This window comes from Bradyrhizobium sp. BWA-3-5 (assembly GCF_032917985.1).
In the GTDB taxonomy this organism is placed as follows: domain Bacteria; phylum Pseudomonadota; class Alphaproteobacteria; order Rhizobiales; family Xanthobacteraceae; genus Bradyrhizobium.
In genome coordinates, this window is the sequence record NZ_CP136626.1 from 6,579,235 (window position 1) to 6,595,437 (window position 16,203).

The window sequence follows — 16,203 nt, forward strand, 5'->3', positions numbered from 1 at the left end:
TTCGAGGAAAGGCCGATCCGCATGGAAAGATCAAGCGGCGATGCGCGAGGAAGCCTGCTGCTGCGAAGCAGCTCGCTTCGGTGCCGTCTTGACGTGGGTCGTGTACAGCGTCAGGCCGGTGAAGGCGAGACCGCCGACGAGGTTGCCAACGACCGTCGGGATCTCGTTCCAGAAGATATAGTCGAACCAGGTGAACTTGCCGCCGAGCAGCAGGCCTGCGGGAAACAGAAACATGTTCACGATCGAGTGCTCGAAGGTCATCGCAAAAAACAGCATGATCGGCATCCACATCGCCAGCACCTTGCCGGGGACCGTGGTGGAGATCATCGCGCCGACGACGCCCGCCGACACCATCCAGTTACAGAGCATACCGCGGACGAACAGCGTCAACATGCCGGCTGCGCCGTGCGCGGCATAACCCACCGTGCGACTTTCACCGATATGGCCAAGTGCGATGCCGACCTTGTCGGGCGGCGACGAGAATCCGAAAGTAGTAACGATCGCCGCCATCGTCGCGACAGTAAAAGCGCCGCCGAAGTTGCCGATGAACACAAGACCCCAGTTGCGCAGCACGCCGCCGAGAGTGACGCCCGGGCGCTTGTCGATCAGCGCCAGCGGACACAGAACGAATACGCCGGTGAGCAGGTCGAAGCCGAACAGATAGAGCATGCAGAAGCCGACCGGGAATAGCAGCGCGCCGATGATCGGCTGTCCCGTGTTGACACTCATCGTGACGGCGAACCAGGCTGCCAACGTCAACAGCGCACCGGCCATGTAGGCGCGGATGACCGTATCGCGCGTCGACATGAAGATCTTGGATTCTCCGGCGTCGACCATCTTTGTCACGAATTCCGAAGGCGCGAGATAGGCCATTCCTGTTCCCCTTTCGAGACAGCGTTTAAAGCGCGCCGGATGCTGCGCAGCCGTGCACCGATTGAATGAAAAATCTTGCCGTCCTCGCGCGCGACGAATCCCGCGCCGGCTTTGCACGGCACAGAATACGCGAGGTCACACCCGATCAGGGACTTGGGATGCGCTAGCCATCGTAAGTGGCCTCGAAGACTGCTCGAAGCGCCTCATCTGAGGCTGCTTGATCCCAGCGCCATCGGCCAACGCTGGCCTTGGCAGTCCGAACGGACGGCAGTCGTCATTGACTGAGGTGGATTAAGCAATCGATGTGCCAACCTTGAATCGAGCCGCAGGCGGGCGAAAACCGCGTATCTTTACGTGGTTACGGCCGCCATCGCGCGATTTCCAGCCGCAGCCAATGCCTTGTATTTGTGCAGTTGCACATATGTTGGCACCCGCTGTGCAGCCCGGCCTATCGGTGATTCCGGGGTGCGGTAGCGCCAACCCGCAATGCAATTCGACCCGTGAAGCCTAATTCGTCTGCGTCCGCACCGGCCGGTCCTTCAGGCCGTTATTGTCATAGGCCTTGCGCAGGGTGCCGTTGGCAATCGAGTCATTGAGAAACTTGACGGCGAATGCCAGCGACAGCGGACGGTTGGGCGGCACCGCAACGGCCGTGACCGTCTGCTTGAAGGTTTCGTCCAGCACGCGCGTGCCCGGAATTTGCCTGGCCATGGCGTTGAGCTGGTCGCGCGACAGCGCGAACGCGTCGATCTCGCCGCCTCTGAGCAGACCGAAGATCTCGTCATAGGTCTGATAGCCCGTCACCTTGGCATTCTTCAAATGCGCGATCGCGCCACGCATCGTCGTCGTGTTGTTGACGGCGGCAACCTTGACGCCCGACTGATCGAGCGTCGCGAAGTTCGTCACCGTCGAACCCGGCTTGACGATATAGGTCGCGTCGGCGACTTCATAGATCGGCCCGAACGCCATCCTGCCCTCGCGTTCCGGATCTTTCGGCAAGAAGGTGATGTCCCAGGTGCCCTTCGTCACCGCGTCGACGATCTGTCCGGAATTGTTGTGCGGCACATATTCCACGGGAACGCCAAGCTGCTCGGCCATTGCCTTGCCGAGATCGACCGGCACGCCGGCAAAGCCGGTTTCGGTCTTGGTCGACCAGAACGCGCCGCCGGCCGGGCTGATCGCAATCGCCACCCGCAGCTTTCCGGTCGGCGCGATCTCATCCTTCAACGCATCTGCAGCGGCGGGCGCCGTCATCATCACTGTCCATCCCAGAAAAAAGCCGGCCATGCGCGGCGCGAGTTGATTGAACATCAGGTGCTCCTCCCCAGCCAGTCACCGTGTCGCATTCATCCTTGTCGCGGATGATTCAGCGCTTCTTCTTCGCCGCCCCGCCTTTTGGCGCTGCGGCCGGCGCCGCTGCCGGCTTGGGTGGCTCGGTTTCGAACTTGCCGATCAAGATGAGCTGGACGCGCGCATTGGCAGGCGATGGCGGACGGCTGACATCCTGCAACTGTTCCTCGCCGAGCCCAAGCGCGAGCAGGCGCTTTGGGGAGACCTTGAAGGTGTTCACCAAGACGTCGCGGATCGATTCGGCGCGGCGCTGGCTCAGGATCAGATTGTGGTCGCGCCGGCCGGCGGATTCGACATGGTCGACGATCAGATAGCGGTAGGGCCGCGTTTTCGGATCGGTCAGCGCGTCGGCGATGCTGCCGATGGTCTGGTAGGACGCTGGCCGGATCAGCGAAGAATCCTGGTCGAACACGATGTCGAAACGGACCTGCGGCAGCTTCAATAGTTGCGGCGCGATCGGCGGTCGCTTCTGCGGTTGGGCATCTGCCCTCGCCTTGATGCGGTCGGCGGCCTGCTGGCGCAGGGCCGCGATGTCGATATCCGCCTCGCCATCGACGGCGAGCTTTTCGATGATGTCAGCCGTCGAGGTCGCCGTTTGGGCGGAAGCCGGAGCGGCCGGCAGAACGAACAGGGCCGTGACGCCCAACAAGAGGCCGAGGCCGCGCAACTTCCTTGCCCCCTGCATCAGCGATACCCCGCTGCGCTGATCGCCTTGTTGCAGTTCGGGGTTGCCTTCTTGGTGGAATCCAAGAGGCATTGCAGGCCCTTGACGGGATCGGTCCGAACCTCGCCGCACAGCTTGTTCAGCTCCCAATTGCACAGCTTGACGAGCGAGGTGCGCGCCGTGATGCGGGCCTGGATGGCGCCGAGCGCCGTCGGATAATCGGCCTTGCATTTCGCGGACACCACATCCTGGTTGCGGCCGAGGCATTCCCTTAAGCGCGTCGCGTCGAGATTGACCCCGCGGCAGTTGTCATCGATGTCCTTGCCGCAGCTCGCCGCCAGCATGGCCGCGGCCTCCTCGAATTTCATGGCCTGCTGCGCGGCGGCCAGCGACGGCATTGAGATCGCAATGATGCAAAGGAAAAGCCGGATTCGGGTCATGGCCGCACCTCACACAAGGAGGGTAGCCATGGTCAAGTGCTCTGTTTGATCTAGTTACGTTCTCCCTGCTCTATTGCGCCGCAACAAATCGTCGCGGGCAGCCTGCCCATGACAACTTAATAACACCGCCAACCTGAATCACGGTGTGGATTGCGCCGCCGGCACCTTGATCTCCTGCGGCAGGATGAGCGCTGCGACGATCACGAGCAGGCACAGGGCGCCGAACGCCTGCAGCATGGTGACAAAGCCGCCCCGCTCGTAGAGCCACGCCACCAGGCCGACGGAAGCGCCCGCCGCGGTGAAACCGACGAAGTAGCGCACCGAATAGGCGCGCGAGCGCCATTCCTCGGTCGTGTACTTACCGACCATGGCGTCGTTGACGGTGACCTGGCCGAACGCGCCCATCACGATGCCGATGGCGGCAATGATCAGCGGCAGGTTCGACAGCGTCGCCGCGAAATACATGAACGGCGCTAGCAGGAACGACAGCGGCAGCATCACGGTTTTCAGCGAATAATGGTCGATCAGCTTGCCGATCGTATACTGCGTCATCGCGCCGAAGACGTAGACGCCGGCCGCGATGATGCCGAGCATGGCCGGACTATCGGTCATGCCGGCCAGCCGCTCGGCGAACAGCTTTGGCATCGCGACCGTGATGGCGTTGAAGGTGGTGGAGATGGCGATCACCACGATCAGCAAGGCCAGCAGCACCCGCCACATATCCTGCTTCGCAATGCGTGCCTGCGCCGCCGCCTGCCTGGTGCCGGTGCGATCCTCGTGCACCACCATCAGTGCGAAGGCGATCCCGAGCAGGATCGTGAGGATCCCCGGGATAATAAAGGCGGCCCGCCAGCCGAGATATTGCCCGATCACGCCGGTGACCAGCGCCGAGGACGCGACGCCAAGGTTGCCCCAGACGCCGTTCAGTCCCATCTCGCGGCCGAGCTTGTCAGCATAGGACACGATCATCGCGGTGCCGACGGGATGATAGATCGAGGCGAATAGGCCGATCGCCAGCAGCGCCGCGCCAAGCTGCAGCGGGCTGGAGACGAAGCCGACCGAGATCATTGATGCGCCGATGCCGATGAAGAAGATCACCATCATGTGGCGGCGGCTCCAGCGGTCGCCGAGCCAGCCCGTGACGAGCGAGCCGGCGCCGAAGGCGACAAAACCCGGGGTGGCGTAAGGCAAGAGTTCCGAATAGGCCATGCCGAGCGCCGGCCCCATGATGATGACCGCGGCGGCGAAGATCAGCATCGCATAATGGTCGATGAAATGGGCGGCGTTAACGAAGGTGATCACCCTGGAGGGGCTGTTCATGGCCTAATCCCGAATCCCGCACAGTTGCAAAATACGTTATACGGGGTAGTCCTGACGGGATGCCGCCAATGAATATCGCCGAAAAGCCAATTGCCGCCATTATCGGCCGCCGCACCTCGACTGGCGACGGCATCCACATGATCGCCAACAGCTATCAAAAGGGCTTTCGGATCGAGACCCACATGCACCGCGAGGCGCAGCTGGTCTATGCGGCCAAGGGCACCATGCAGGTGACGACACCGAAGGGCCGCTGGCTGGTGCCGCCGGACCGCGCGGTGTGGGTCCCTGCCCTGTCGGAACACGCGATCGACGTGCTCGCCGATATCGAGATGCGGACACTCTATTTCGAGCTCGACTGGCTCAGCCGCGAGGCGCGCAGCCACAGCCTCGAGGCGGAGTTTGTGGTGCGGGTGTCGCCGCTGCTGCACCAGACCATCCTCGCTCTGTTCGACGACCGTAGCCACAGTGAACGGACCGCGCTGCTGCTGCGGCTCGCCATGATGGAGCTCGATCGCGCCGAGGACTCCGCGACCTTCATCCCGCTGCCGCGCGAGCCGCGCTGCCGGCGCGCCGCCCACATCGTGCTGGCCGACCCCACCGCAGACCACGAGATCGAGAGCCTGGCCAGCGAGGTCGGCACGTCAGTGCGGACACTGTCACGCCTATTCTCGTCGGAGACGCAACTCAGCTTCAAGAGCTGGTGCCAGCGCGCGCGGATTGCCGCGGCAATCGAAAAGCTTTCGACCGATGGCGGCGGCGTCTCGGTCAAGCAGCTTGCCTCCGACCTCGGCTATGCCAGCGTGCCGGCGTTCTCCCATGCCTTCCGGCAGGTCACCGGCAAGACGCCGACGGAGTTTGCCGGCAAGACGTGAGGTTAAAGACATCCCGAGGTAAGGACATCCTATTGTCGTCATTGTCAGCGAAAGCGGGTAATCCAGATCCTGGAGCCGTTAACGATGAAATCGAGAGGCTGCGGCGTACTGGATACCCCGCATGCGCGGGGTATGACCACCTTCGAATCTTGATTGTGATCGGCACCGCCCTAAATTCCATGTAAGATTCCACGACCTCAGCTGGATTCGACCCGCCTCATGGCCAATGCCTTCTTCTCCGACCTGTTAGCCACGATATCAGAACGCGGCCGCACGCTGCTGCGGCGCGCCGGGCCGTCCGACGACGGCCAGGATGCGTCCGAATTGGTCGAATTGTGCGAGGCGCTGCTGTCGGGCCGCGGCGAAGCGTCCGGCACGGCTATGGCGCGCGAGGTGCTCGATCGCTACCACGATCTCGACACCGCCGGTCGCGTCACCTTCTTCGAGGCGATCGCCCGCGATTTCGGTCCCGACCGCGAGAAACTGTCGCAGGCGATCGAGAGCTGGCGCAACCAGCCGAACGACTCCGACGCCAGCGACCTGCACTTTGCTTCCGAGCCGCGGCGGCAGGAATTGATCCGCCGGCTCAACCGCGCTCCCGGCGGCACCAGCGACCTCGTGGCGATGCGCGCCGACCTGCTTTCGCTGATGAAGGGCAACAAGGACCTCGCCGCGCTCGACCGCGACATGGTCCATCTACTGTCTTCTTGGTTCAACAGGGGATTTCTCGTGCTGCGGAGGATCGACTGGTCGACACCCGCCAATATTCTGGAACAGATCATCCGTTACGAGGCGGTGCATGAAATCCGCGACTGGAACGATCTGCGCCGCCGCATCGACCCGATCGATCGCCGCTGCTACGCCTTCTTCCATCCGCAGCTGAACGACGAGCCGCTGATCTTCGTCGAGGTCGCGCTGACCGAGTCGATTCCGACCGCGATCGCGCCGCTGCTCGCCGCCGAGCGCCAGCCGGTGCCGGTCGAGCGCGCGCGCACCGCCGTGTTCTATTCGATCTCGAACACGCAAAAAGGGCTCGGCGGCATCTCCTTCGGCAGCTTCCTAATCAAGCAGGTGGTCGAGGAATTGCGGCGCGAACTGCCGAAGCTGGATACGTTCATCACGCTGTCGCCGGTGCCCGGCTTCATGCAATGGCTGAAAAAGGCCGACGATGTGCCAGTCAGCGATGAGGAACGCACGCTGCTGGAGGCGCTCGACAAGCCCGACTGGTTCGAGAACGCGGAACTGACCACGCAACTCCGCGCCGTGGCGGAGCCGCTGGCCGCGCATTATTTCCTGAAGGCACGGACGTCAAAAGGCCGGCTGGTCGATTCGGTCGCCCGCTTCCATATCGGCAACGGCGCGCGGCTGGAGAAGATCAACTGGCTCGGCGATCTCTCGCCCAAGGGCCTGCGTGAATCCGCCGGCGTCATGGTCAACTACCTCTACCGGCTCGAAGACATCGAGAAGAACCACGAGGCCTACGCCAACCAGGGCGAGATCGCCGCGTCCAGCACGGTGAAGAAACTGCTCAAGACCGAGGGTCGGCGGCTACTGGATATGCGGCTGTCGTTGACCGGCGAGTAATGGGCTCGCCGTGCGGCTGGAGATCATGATGCAATGGGCGATAGGGCCGCATCTCCCCGGCCGATAAATCCGACCGAGCGGATCGATGCCATCGATGCCTTGCGTGGCGTCGCGTTGTTCGGCGTTCTCGCCATGAACCTCGTGATGGGATTCCGTGTTTCCATCTTCGAACAGTTCCTGATCGCCAAAACCACCGGGTCCACGCTCGATGGCGTCGTCGAAACGATCCTGATACTTGGCGTCGACCTGAAAGCGTTTGCGCTGTTCTCGCTGCTGTTCGGCATCGGCCTCGCCATTCAGTTCGAACGGCTTGCCACGAGCCCGCGGCGCGCGCAGCTCTTGGTGCGCCGGCTGGCGGTGCTGCTGGCGATCGGCCTCCTTCATCTGTGCCTGATCTGGCACGGCGACATCCTCACCGAATATGCGCTGGCCGGATTGATCGTGCTGCCGCTGCTGTGGGGACCGCGCTGGCTGCTGGCATGCAGCGCGCTCGCGTTTTTGACGATGTATCTCCTGATGCAGGCCTATCCGCCATATGGTCTGTTCCCCGACGCGCAAACGCTCGCGCGCGCGGTCGCCGACGAACACCGCATTTACGCCACGGGCGGATATGCCGACGTGCTGGCGTTGCGGCTACGCGAAATGCCTTACATTTTTTCCCTGCACGCCTTTATTTTCCCGCGCACGATCGGGTTGTTCCTGCTCGGCGCCTACACCTGGCGCAGCGGCATCCTGCGTACACCGCATCAAGGCCTGATGTTCGTCATCGCCGCCGCCGGAATTGTCAGTGGCGCGACATTGACCATCCTCGATTATCGCAAGAACCCGATGTTCGCCGATCCTTCAGGCACCATCCTGCTGGCGCTGGGTTATGCTGCGGCCATCATCGGCATCGCCAATCTCGCAAGCGGTAAGACCCTGCTCGGCTGGGCCGCACCGCTGGGACGCATGGCTTTCACCAACTACCTGATGCAGTCCGTGATCTTCGGCTGGATCTTCTATGGCTATGGTCTCGGCCTGTTCGGCCGCCTCGGCGTCGCCCATGCGCTGGCCATTGGCCTCGCCGTCTATGTCGGGCAGGTGTTTTTCAGCAAATGGTGGCTACGGCGTTACCGCTACGGCCCGGTCGAGTGGCTGTGGCGCACGCTGATGTATGGTGAGGCGCAACCGATGCTGCGGTTACGGATCGAGGCGGTGCGATGACGATAGACTGGACCGACGATTGGGTAGACGTGGACTGGCGGGAACTCGAAGCGCTCTACCAAGCCGCGCCGCTCGGCAACAAGAACGCCGATGATCTCAGGGTGGTGTTCGGCAACAGCATGTTCTGCTGCTTTGCCCGCGACAACGGCCGCCTCGTCGGCGCCGGCCGCGTCCTGGCGGACGGGCGTGATTGCGCCTATCTCTGCGACGTCGCGGTTCTGCCGAGCCATCAGGGAACGGGTCTTGGAAAACAGATCGTCGAACGGCTGCTTGCGATGTCGCAAGACCACGCCAAGATCATCCTCTATTCGGTCGCCGGCCGCGAACCCTTCTATGCAAAATTCGGCTTCCTGCGGATGAAGACTGCGATGGCGATGTTCAGGAACCGGCAGTCGGCGATCGACAAGGGGCTGTTGTCCGAGGACTGATCGCGAGCGATCAATCGCGCCTCACCTCTCCCGTCATGCCCGCCACCGGGTCTCGCCTTCGGCGAGCCCGATGACAGGCTCAGGCGGGCATCCAGTACTCGATGACGTCAGTGAGGATCGAGAAGCCGCGGCGTACTGGATCGTCCGCCTGCGCGGACGATGACACCGTGTGTTAAGCTCCGGCGCCTTCAGGCCTTGTACTCATAGAGCAACCGGGCCCTGATCGTGCCGTCCAGCGCCCGGATGTCCGCGAGCACACGCTGGCCGTCGGCGGCGGAGGCATCTGCGTCGAGCACCACGTAGCCGACGTCATGGGCGGTCTCGTAATATTGCGCGGCGATGTTGACGGCATGACGCGCCAGCACCTCGTTCAAGCGCCCGAGCATGCCCGGCAGGTTACGCTGCACCTGGATGAAGCGCGTGCCGGTCGGCCGCGCCGGCAATTGAACCTGCGGAAAGTTGACGGCGCCCATGGTCGAGCCGGAATCGCTGTAGTCGACCAGCTTGCGCGCGACTTCGGCGCCGATGCGCTCTTGCGCCTCCTCGGTCGAGCCGCCGATATGCGGGGTGAGGATGACGTTCTCCAGCCCCTGCAGCGGCGAGACGAAGCGCTCCGCGTTCGAGCGCGGCTCGACCGGGAAAACGTCGACCGCAGCGCCGCGAAGCCTGCCTTCCCGCAGTGCGTCGGCAAGCGCTTCGAGGTCCACGACCGTACCGCGGCTGTTATTGATGAAATATGCGCCGGGTTTGATCGCCGCAATTTCCTCGCGTCCGATCATGCCATGCGTGGCCGGTGTTTCCGGCACATGGAGCGATACGACATCGCTTTGCGCCAGGAGTTCATGCAGGCTCGCGGTCGGCTCGGTGTTGCCGTGACGGAGCCTGTCGGTGTGGTCGTAAAAAATGACTCGCATCCCCATCGCTTCGGCGAGATTGGAGAGCTGTGAGCCGATATTGCCGTAACCGATGATGCCGAGCGTCTTGCCCCTCACCTCGTAGCTGTCGTTGGCCGACTTGTCCCAGCGCCCCTCATGGGCGGCGTTGGAGCGCGCGACGATCCGGCGCAGCAGGATGACGATCTCGCCGATCACGAGTTCCGCCACGCTCCGTGTGTTGGAGAACGGCGCGTTGAACACCGGAATCCCGCTGCGCCGCGTGGCGTCGAGGTCGACCTGGTTGGTGCCGACGCTGAAACATCCGATCGCGATCAGGCGGTCCGCGGCTTCAAGAACATCCGTCGTGATCTGCGTGCGCGAGCGGATGCCGAGCAGATGCACACCCTTGATCGCCTCCTTCAGCGCATCGCCCTCGAGCGCCTTGGACAGGCGCGTCATGTTGGAATAGCCGGCAGCCTCAATCATCTGCGCGGCGCTGTCGTTGACACCTTCAAGGAGCAAGACCCGGATCTTGTCCTTTGCGAGCGAGAGTTTGGGAAGCGTGGTGGCCAAGTGAGCGGCGTCCTCTGGCGATGGATGAAGGGTAAAATGGCGGTGGCAGGGCGAGCGCCGTATCCAGGCCGCCGATTCCGGTCCTTCCTATGGCATCCGGCGCTACGCCGCCAGCGCCTTCATTTCCCTGTAGAGGTCGGATTTCCCTTCGAATCCGATGCCGGGGAGATCGGGCATGGTGATGAAGCCGTTCTCGACGCGGACGCCGTCCGGGAAGCCGCCGTAGGGCTGGAACAGGTCCGGATAGCTCTCATTGCCGCCAAGGCCGAGGCCGGCCGCAATGTTGAGCGACATCTGATGGCCGCCATGGGGAATGCAGCGGCTTGGTGACCAGCCGTGGATTTTCAGCACCGCCAGCGTGCGCTGGTATTCGCATAGGCCATAGGACAGCGCGCAGTCGAACTGCAGCCAGTCGCGGTCGGGGCGCATGCCGCCATAGCGGATCAGGTTCCGCGCGTCCTGATGGCTGAACAGATTTTCGCCGGTCGCCATCGGCGCCGGATAGAATCGGCGAGCGCGGCCTGCAGCGAGAAGTCGAGCGGATCGCCGGCCTCCTCGTACCAGAACAGCGGATATTCGCGCAGCATTTTGGCGTAGGCGATCGCGGTCTCCAGGTCGAAGCGGCCGTTGGCGTCGACGGCGAGCTGCGCGTCCTTGCCGATCTCCTTCAGCACGGCCTCGATGCGCTCGCGGTCTTCCGCGATTCCCGCACCGCCGATCTTCATCTTCACGACGTTGTAGCCGCGATCGAGATAGCCGCGCATCTCGCCGCGCAGCGCCGCCAGATCCTTGCCGGGGTAATAATAGCCGCCGGCGGCATAGACGAACACGCGCGGGTCGGCCGTCAGGCCGTGGCGCTCGGCAAGTAGGCGGAACAGCGGCTTATTCGCAATCTTCGCCACCGCATCCCATACCGCCATGTCGATCGTGCCGACCGCAACCGAGCGCTCGCCATGGCCGCCGGGCTTTTCATTCGCCATCATCGCGGCCCAGACCTTGTCAGGGTCGAGATTGCCGCCGGAGGCATCGAGCAGGCTGTTGGGATCGGCCTCCTTCAGCCGCGGCGCAAAGCGTTCGCGGATCAAACCGCCCTGGCCGTAACGGCCGTTGGAATTGAAGCCGTAGCCGACTACGCGCTTGCCGTCGCGCACGGCGTCGGTGAGGACGGCAACCAGACTCGTCGTCATCTTGGTGAAGTCGATATAGGCGTTGCGGATCGGCGAGGAGATCGGTTTTGTGATTTCGCAGACGTCGACGATGCGGACGGACATGGTGTTTGGCCCTTCGGTCTTTGCAATGACGTCAGAGAGAGCGACTTACTACCACCGTCATACCCCGCCAACGGGTCGCGCGAATGCGCGCCAGATGACAGGCTCCGGCGGGGTATCCAGTACGCCGCGGCCTGTCGATTCAATCACTACGGCCTCTGGAATACTGGATCCCCGCATTCGCGGGGATGACGACTGTTAAGGCGGGAGAGACCTTCTCAAGACTTCGGCTTATCCCGAAAATACGGCTCGACCACGCCATGCACCTTGATGGTCAGCGGATTGCCGTGGCGGTCCTTGGCATTGCCGGCGGTGACGCGTACCCAGCCCTCGCTGATGCAATATTCCTCGACATTGGTCTTCTCGACGCCCTTGAAGCGAATGCCGACGTCGCGCGAAAGGATGTCGGCGTTGTAGTAAGGGCTGTTCGGATCGACCGAGAGGCGGTCGGGAAATTGGTCGCTCATCGCTTTGTCGTTCTCACTCACAACAGTGCCTCGATTTCTTTTCTCAATCCTTCGGGTGTCGCGGTCGGCGCATAACGCCCGACCGCTACTCCCGACCGGTCGACCAGGAATTTGGTGAAATTCCATTTGATCGACGGACCCAACAATCCCGATTTCGCGTTCTTCAGATGGTTGAACAACGGGTGGGCCTTGCTACCGTTGACGTCGATCTTGGTGAACATCGGGAACGTCACGTCATACTTGCGCGTGCAGAACTCCTCGATCTGCCTGTTATCGCCCGGCTCCTGGCCGCCGAACTGGTTGCAGGGAAAGCCCAGCACTGCAAATCCGCGCGGCGAGAAATCACGATGCAACTGCTCCAGGCCCTTATACTGCGGCGTGAATCCGCAGGCGCTCGCGGTATTGACGATCACGAGCACCTGCCCCTCGAACCGCCTCAGCGGAACCTCTTCGCCGGCAAGCGACTGCGCCGTGAAATCATAAACGCCTGGCATGGTCCTCTCGCTTGTTACCGGAGCATGATCTTATCCGAAACCGGTACCCACTTTTCGGGATCATGCTCTAGCCCGCCGGATCGATCGCCGCCGACGGCGTGCCACCGTCTTCGATGGCCTCGCCCGCGGCGAGGCATAGATCCTCCCGGTAACGGCCGGAGACCAGTTGCACGCCAACGGGAACGCGCCCGACCAGTCCGGTCGAAACCGTTAGCCCGGGCAGCCCCATGAAGGGAATGGCGATCTGCGGCAATTGCGCATGCCAGACGCGCGCAAACGACGCTTCGTCCTTGCGGTCGAGTTGATCGGGGAACGGCAATTCGCCCGACACCGGCATCAGCAGCACGGCGTAGTTCTCGAAGAACGACAGCCATTCGCGCGTCAGGGTCGCGCGGCGCGTCAGCGCCTTCGACAGGTCGAATGGATGCACTTTTGCGCGATTGCCGCGCAGGCAGGCCAGCGCGCCGGGGTCGCCCTCGCGCTCGGCCATCTCGAGCTGCGCCTCATAGCCGTCGCCGAGCCAGAGTTTTGTCTGCAGATCGGCAGCCTCGCGCAGGGGCGGCGTGTTGGCGATTTCCTCGACAATCCAGCCCGCCCGCTCCAGCCGCTGGCCGGCATCGGCCACCGCAGCCTTCACTCCGGGCACAGGATCGAGGCCGTCAGGGTTGAGGCACATCGCGACGCGCTTCGGCGTCGCCGGCCCCTCCAGCGGTGCCGGCACCCACCAAGGATCGCGATAATCCTTCGCGGCCATTGCGGCCAGCGCGATCCTGATATCGCCGATAGTGCGCGCCAGCGGGCCCGAGACGGCGCTGATCTGCGGCCCAATCGGACGCTCGGGTAGTGCGGCGTTGAATGCCGCGATGCGGCCCATGGTCGGCCGCAGGCCATGCACGCCGCAGGCATAGGCGGGATAGCGGATCGATCCCGCAATATCGGTGCCGTGCGCGATATGGCCGATGCCAGCCGCGACGGCAGCGCCCGCGCCGCCGGACGAGCCGCCCGGGGTGACCGAGGGATCGCGGGGGTTCTTCGTGTCGCCATGGATGAGATTCGAGGTGAACCAGCGGTAGGAGAAGGCCGGGCAATTGGTGCGGCCGAGAATGACGGCGCCGGATTTCCGCAGATTGTCGATCACCGGGCTGTTGGTCTTTGCGATGGCGTCGCGCTGCAGCTTCAGCCCGTTGGTGGTGGCATAGCCCTGCTGATCGATGTTGACCTTTACCGTAATCGGCACGCCGCCGAGCGGACCGACGTCCTCGCCGCGCCCGATCGCGGCGTCGACGGCGGCAGCCTGCGCCAGCACATCCTCGGGCCGGTGATCGACGACGGCATTGATTTTGGGATTGACCGCGTCGAGCCGCGCCAGCCCGGCGGTCGCCGCCTCCTTTGCCGAAACTTTTTTCGTCCTGATCAGCGCGGCCATTTCGGCCGCCGACAGGCGCCAGAGATCCTGCATGCAAAACTCCATCCGATTGCCGCCCTTTTAGCGCCGGGCGCAGGGCAATGCCAGCGGGAGAGCTGTCGACTCCCTCTCCCCGTTCTTACGGGGAGAGGGCTGGGGTGAGGGGCTCTCTCCGCGGCCACAAATCGCAGTGATGATGCGGAGGCAGCCCCCTCACCCCGACCCTCTCCCGCGAAGGGCGGGGAGAGGGAGAAGTAAACTACCGCATGCGCGCGATGAAATAAGCCAGATCGGCGATCTGCTCTGCCGCAACCGGCGCCATCACATCGGCCATGCTGGCATCGTAGCCGTGGCGGCTGTTGTCCTTGTACTCGGCGAGGGTCTTGGCCAGGTAATCCTCGCGCTGGTTGGCGATGCGCGGGACGTTTTCCTTCCCCGACAGATCGGGATTGTGGCAGGTATCGCAGCGGTGCTGCTGCACCAGCGCCAGCCCGCGCTGCATCCGCGCCGGATCGCCATTTTCCGGAGGCGGCGCGGGCTTGGGCATTTTGGCGATGAAGTCGGAGAAAGTGCGAAGATCGTCGTCGGTGAGCGGTTTTGCCATCTCGTTCATCGGCTCAAAGACGCGAAGCCGATCGCGGAACATGAAGAGCTGGATCAGGGCGTACGGCGCCTGCTGGCCGCCGAGCGAGGGTGTGTTCTCGGTTTGCGACTGGCCGTTCTCGCCGTGACAGGCAAGGCATGGCGCGATGCGCTGTTCGATAATCTGCGCATTGGCTGAGGCTGCGATGAAGGCGAATACAGATATCGTTATTGTTTTACGCATCGGCCAATTCCCGGCATTTCGTCATTCCGGGGCAATGCGAAGCATCGAACCCGGAATCTCGAGATTCCGGGTCTGGTGCTAACGCACCAGCCCGGAATGACTGCTACTTACGGTGACGGCTGAACTACGGCTTCCCCGCCACCTTCTGCTTGCCGTAGGTGATGCGGTAGACGGCGCCATTATAGTCGTCGGAGACCAGAAGCGAGCCGTCCTTCATCTGCAGCACGTCAACCGGACGGCCGATATATTTGTTGTCCTCCAGGAAGCCGGTGAGGAACGGCTCCAGCGACTTCATGGTGCCGTCCTTGTTGAACTTGGCGACGACGAGATCGCCGCCAACCTTCTTGGAACGGTTCCAGGAGCCGTGCCGCGCGATGATCGCGACGTTCTTGTAGGCCTTCGGGAACATGCTGCCGGTGTAGAAGCGCATGCCGAGCGACGCCGAATGCGGACCGAGCAGGCCGACTGGCGCGGTGAACTCGCTGCAGGATTTGCCCCAGCCGAATTCGGGATCGACGATGTTGCCCTGCAGGCAGTAGGGCGCGCCGAAATGTTCGCCGACCTTTGTGATGCGGTTGAGCTCGTCCTCCGGTACGTCTTCCGACATCCAGTCACGGCCGTTGTCGGTGAAGTAGAGCTGCTTGCTCTCCGGATGCCAGTCGAAGCCGACGGTGTTGCGAACGCCGCGGGCGATCACTTCCGCGCCGGAGCCGTCAAGGTTCATCCGCCTGATCAGGCCGTGCTCGTCGCTGTGCAGCACGTTGTTGCCGGGCTGGCCGACCGGAACATAGAGCTTGTTGTCGGGACCGATGCCGATGAACTTCCAGCCATGGGCCTCGTCCTTCGGCAGCTTGTCGAAGATCACCATCGGTTTCGGCGGGTTGTCCAGGACATCCTCGACCTTCTCGATCTTGGAGACCTTGGAGAGTTCGGCGATGTACAGCGTGCCGTCCTTGAAGGCGATGCCGTTCGGACGGTAGAGGCCGGAGGCCAGCACCTGGACCTCGCGTTTGCCGTCCTTGTTGATGATGGCATAGACCTTGTCGACCAGGCGGCTGCCGACGAACACGGTGCCCTTGTCGCCAAGCGCGAGCGAGCGCGCATTCGCCATGCCGGCGGCATAGACCTCGATGTTGAAGCCGGCCGGCACCTTCAGCTTGGCGGTCGGCAGCTTGTCCGGCGCGGCCGGGATCGGCGGAGGCGCAATCGGCGCAAGCTTGGCCGCGGCCTCATTGCCCGCGGGACGTCCGATCAGCGGCGAACCGGGGGGAAGCGGCGCTGCCGCTGTAGGCGCGGCGGGCGGTGGCGAGGCAGCCGTGGGTGGCGGCGCGGAAGGTTGTTGGGCGGCCGGCGGCGTGGCGGCAGCGGGCGGATCGGCAGCCTGCTGGGCAACGGCGCTGAGCGTGAGGGCAGTCAAGAATGCACCGGACAGCAACAGGCTGCGCGGCACCGGCACGTAGTTCACCATGGGCGTTCTCCCTGACGGAAGCCTTTCTCGCCGCGCAGGCTCACATGACGGCCGCGCCGGAGGCTTTCCCGGCGGGCACTCTCCATATTTCGA

At 63.3% G+C, this 16,203-nt stretch carries 15 protein-coding genes and 1 pseudogene; 4 read left to right on the forward strand and 12 right to left on the reverse strand.

From position 1 onward, the window contains the following. Nucleotides 1–30 precede the first annotated feature (30 nt). From RX331_RS31665 to RX331_RS31685, 5 genes are all read right to left on the reverse strand, one after another. Entirely contained in the window at nt 31–873 is an 843-nt protein-coding gene (locus RX331_RS31665; protein ID WP_317253518.1) for a formate/nitrite transporter family protein, read from the reverse strand. Nucleotides 874–1,380: 507 nt separating this feature from the next. Continuing rightward, a complete protein-coding gene (locus RX331_RS31670) occupies nt 1,381–2,127 on the reverse strand; it encodes a transporter substrate-binding domain-containing protein (protein ID WP_410708333.1) in 747 nt (248 codons plus the stop codon). Nucleotides 2,128–2,239: 112 nt separating this feature from the next. After that, nucleotides 2,240–2,908, reverse strand: a complete 669-nt coding sequence (locus tag RX331_RS31675; RefSeq protein ID WP_317253519.1) for an OmpA family protein — start codon at nt 2,906–2,908, stop codon at nt 2,240–2,242. Beyond that, nucleotides 2,908–3,327, reverse strand: a complete 420-nt coding sequence (locus RX331_RS31680; protein ID WP_317253520.1) for a hypothetical protein — start codon at nt 3,325–3,327, stop codon at nt 2,908–2,910. Before RX331_RS31680 ends, RX331_RS31675 begins: the two co-directional genes overlap by 1 nt. Nucleotides 3,328–3,465: 138 nt before the next feature. Further along, nucleotides 3,466–4,647 (reverse strand): MFS transporter, encoded by a 1,182-nt coding sequence (locus RX331_RS31685; RefSeq protein WP_317253521.1) that lies wholly within the window; start codon nt 4,645–4,647, stop codon nt 3,466–3,468. A 68-nt stretch (nt 4,648–4,715) separates the two neighbouring features. Between RX331_RS31685 and RX331_RS31690 the strand changes: the two genes are divergently transcribed. The 4 genes from RX331_RS31690 to RX331_RS31705 all read left to right on the forward strand — a co-directional run bounded on the left by RX331_RS31690 (nt 4,716) and on the right by RX331_RS31705 (nt 8,734). Continuing rightward, entirely contained in the window at nt 4,716–5,519 is an 804-nt protein-coding gene (locus RX331_RS31690; RefSeq protein WP_317253522.1) for a helix-turn-helix transcriptional regulator, read from the forward strand. 219 nt (nt 5,520–5,738) lie between these two features. Then, nucleotides 5,739–7,103: a malonyl-CoA decarboxylase gene (locus tag RX331_RS31695; RefSeq protein WP_317253523.1), complete on the forward strand. Its 1,365-nt coding sequence runs from the start codon at nt 5,739–5,741 to the stop codon at nt 7,101–7,103. A 33-nt stretch (nt 7,104–7,136) separates the two neighbouring features. Then, entirely contained in the window at nt 7,137–8,306 is a 1,170-nt protein-coding gene (locus RX331_RS31700; RefSeq protein WP_317253524.1) for a DUF418 domain-containing protein, read from the forward strand. Next, nucleotides 8,303–8,734, forward strand: coding sequence for a GNAT family N-acetyltransferase (locus tag RX331_RS31705; protein ID WP_317253525.1), 432 nt, complete (start codon nt 8,303–8,305; stop codon nt 8,732–8,734). The genes RX331_RS31700 and RX331_RS31705 overlap by 4 nt, the downstream gene beginning before the upstream one ends. Before the next feature lie 188 nt (nt 8,735–8,922). On the opposite strand, the gene serA is transcribed toward RX331_RS31705, so the two are convergent. From serA to RX331_RS31740, 7 genes and pseudogenes are all read right to left on the reverse strand, one after another. Then, nucleotides 8,923–10,182, reverse strand: a complete 1,260-nt coding sequence (serA, locus tag RX331_RS31710) for a phosphoglycerate dehydrogenase (RefSeq protein ID WP_317253526.1) — start codon at nt 10,180–10,182, stop codon at nt 8,923–8,925. Between the two features lie 102 nt (nt 10,183–10,284). Beyond that, nucleotides 10,285–11,453, reverse strand: a pseudogene (locus RX331_RS31715) (mandelate racemase/muconate lactonizing enzyme family protein). Between the two features lie 215 nt (nt 11,454–11,668). Then, nucleotides 11,669–11,917 (reverse strand): DUF3297 family protein, encoded by a 249-nt coding sequence (locus RX331_RS31720; RefSeq protein WP_317253527.1) that lies wholly within the window; start codon nt 11,915–11,917, stop codon nt 11,669–11,671. Nucleotides 11,918–11,934: 17 nt separating this feature from the next. Beyond that, nucleotides 11,935–12,411 (reverse strand): glutathione peroxidase, encoded by a 477-nt coding sequence (locus RX331_RS31725; RefSeq protein WP_317253528.1) that lies wholly within the window; start codon nt 12,409–12,411, stop codon nt 11,935–11,937. Between the two features lie 67 nt (nt 12,412–12,478). After that, complete coding sequence (locus RX331_RS31730; protein ID WP_317253529.1) at nt 12,479–13,870, reverse strand: amidase family protein; 1,392 nt, start codon at nt 13,868–13,870, stop codon at nt 12,479–12,481. A gap of 205 nt (nt 13,871–14,075) precedes the next feature. After that, nucleotides 14,076–14,642, reverse strand: a complete 567-nt coding sequence (locus RX331_RS31735) for a c-type cytochrome (RefSeq protein ID WP_317253530.1) — start codon at nt 14,640–14,642, stop codon at nt 14,076–14,078. 124 nt (nt 14,643–14,766) lie between these two features. Beyond that, on the reverse strand, nt 14,767–16,110 hold the full coding sequence (locus tag RX331_RS31740) for a PQQ-dependent sugar dehydrogenase (RefSeq protein ID WP_317253531.1): 1,344 nt from the start codon (nt 16,108–16,110) through the stop codon (nt 14,767–14,769). Nucleotides 16,111–16,203: the final 93 nt, after the last annotated feature.

Bases quoted from the DNA above. Each gene is read 5' to 3' on its own strand.
- RX331_RS31700 (WP_317253524.1), top strand. From the start codon at position 7,137: ATGGGCGATAGGGCCGCATCTCCCCGGCCGATAAATCCGACCGAGCGG.
- RX331_RS31705 (WP_317253525.1), top strand. From the start codon at position 8,303: ATGACGATAGACTGGACCGACGATTGGGTAGACGTGGACTGGCGGGAA.
- RX331_RS31740 (WP_317253531.1), bottom strand. From the start codon at position 16,110: ATGGTGAACTACGTGCCGGTGCCGCGCAGCCTGTTGCTGTCCGGTGCA.
- RX331_RS31675 (WP_317253519.1), bottom strand. From the start codon at position 2,908: ATGCAGGGGGCAAGGAAGTTGCGCGGCCTCGGCCTCTTGTTGGGCGTC.
- RX331_RS31735 (WP_317253530.1), bottom strand. From the start codon at position 14,642: ATGCGTAAAACAATAACGATATCTGTATTCGCCTTCATCGCAGCCTCA.
- RX331_RS31690 (WP_317253522.1), top strand. From the start codon at position 4,716: ATGAATATCGCCGAAAAGCCAATTGCCGCCATTATCGGCCGCCGCACC.
- RX331_RS31725 (WP_317253528.1), bottom strand. From the start codon at position 12,411: ATGCCAGGCGTTTATGATTTCACGGCGCAGTCGCTTGCCGGCGAAGAG.
- RX331_RS31665 (WP_317253518.1), bottom strand. From the start codon at position 873: ATGGCCTATCTCGCGCCTTCGGAATTCGTGACAAAGATGGTCGACGCC.
- RX331_RS31730 (WP_317253529.1), bottom strand. From the start codon at position 13,870: ATGCAGGATCTCTGGCGCCTGTCGGCGGCCGAAATGGCCGCGCTGATC.
- RX331_RS31720 (WP_317253527.1), bottom strand. From the start codon at position 11,917: ATGAGCGACCAATTTCCCGACCGCCTCTCGGTCGATCCGAACAGCCCT.
- RX331_RS31680 (WP_317253520.1), bottom strand. From the start codon at position 3,327: ATGACCCGAATCCGGCTTTTCCTTTGCATCATTGCGATCTCAATGCCG.
- RX331_RS31670 (WP_410708333.1), bottom strand. From the start codon at position 2,127: ATGACGGCGCCCGCCGCTGCAGATGCGTTGAAGGATGAGATCGCGCCG.
- RX331_RS31695 (WP_317253523.1), top strand. From the start codon at position 5,739: ATGGCCAATGCCTTCTTCTCCGACCTGTTAGCCACGATATCAGAACGC.
- RX331_RS31685 (WP_317253521.1), bottom strand. From the start codon at position 4,647: ATGAACAGCCCCTCCAGGGTGATCACCTTCGTTAACGCCGCCCATTTC.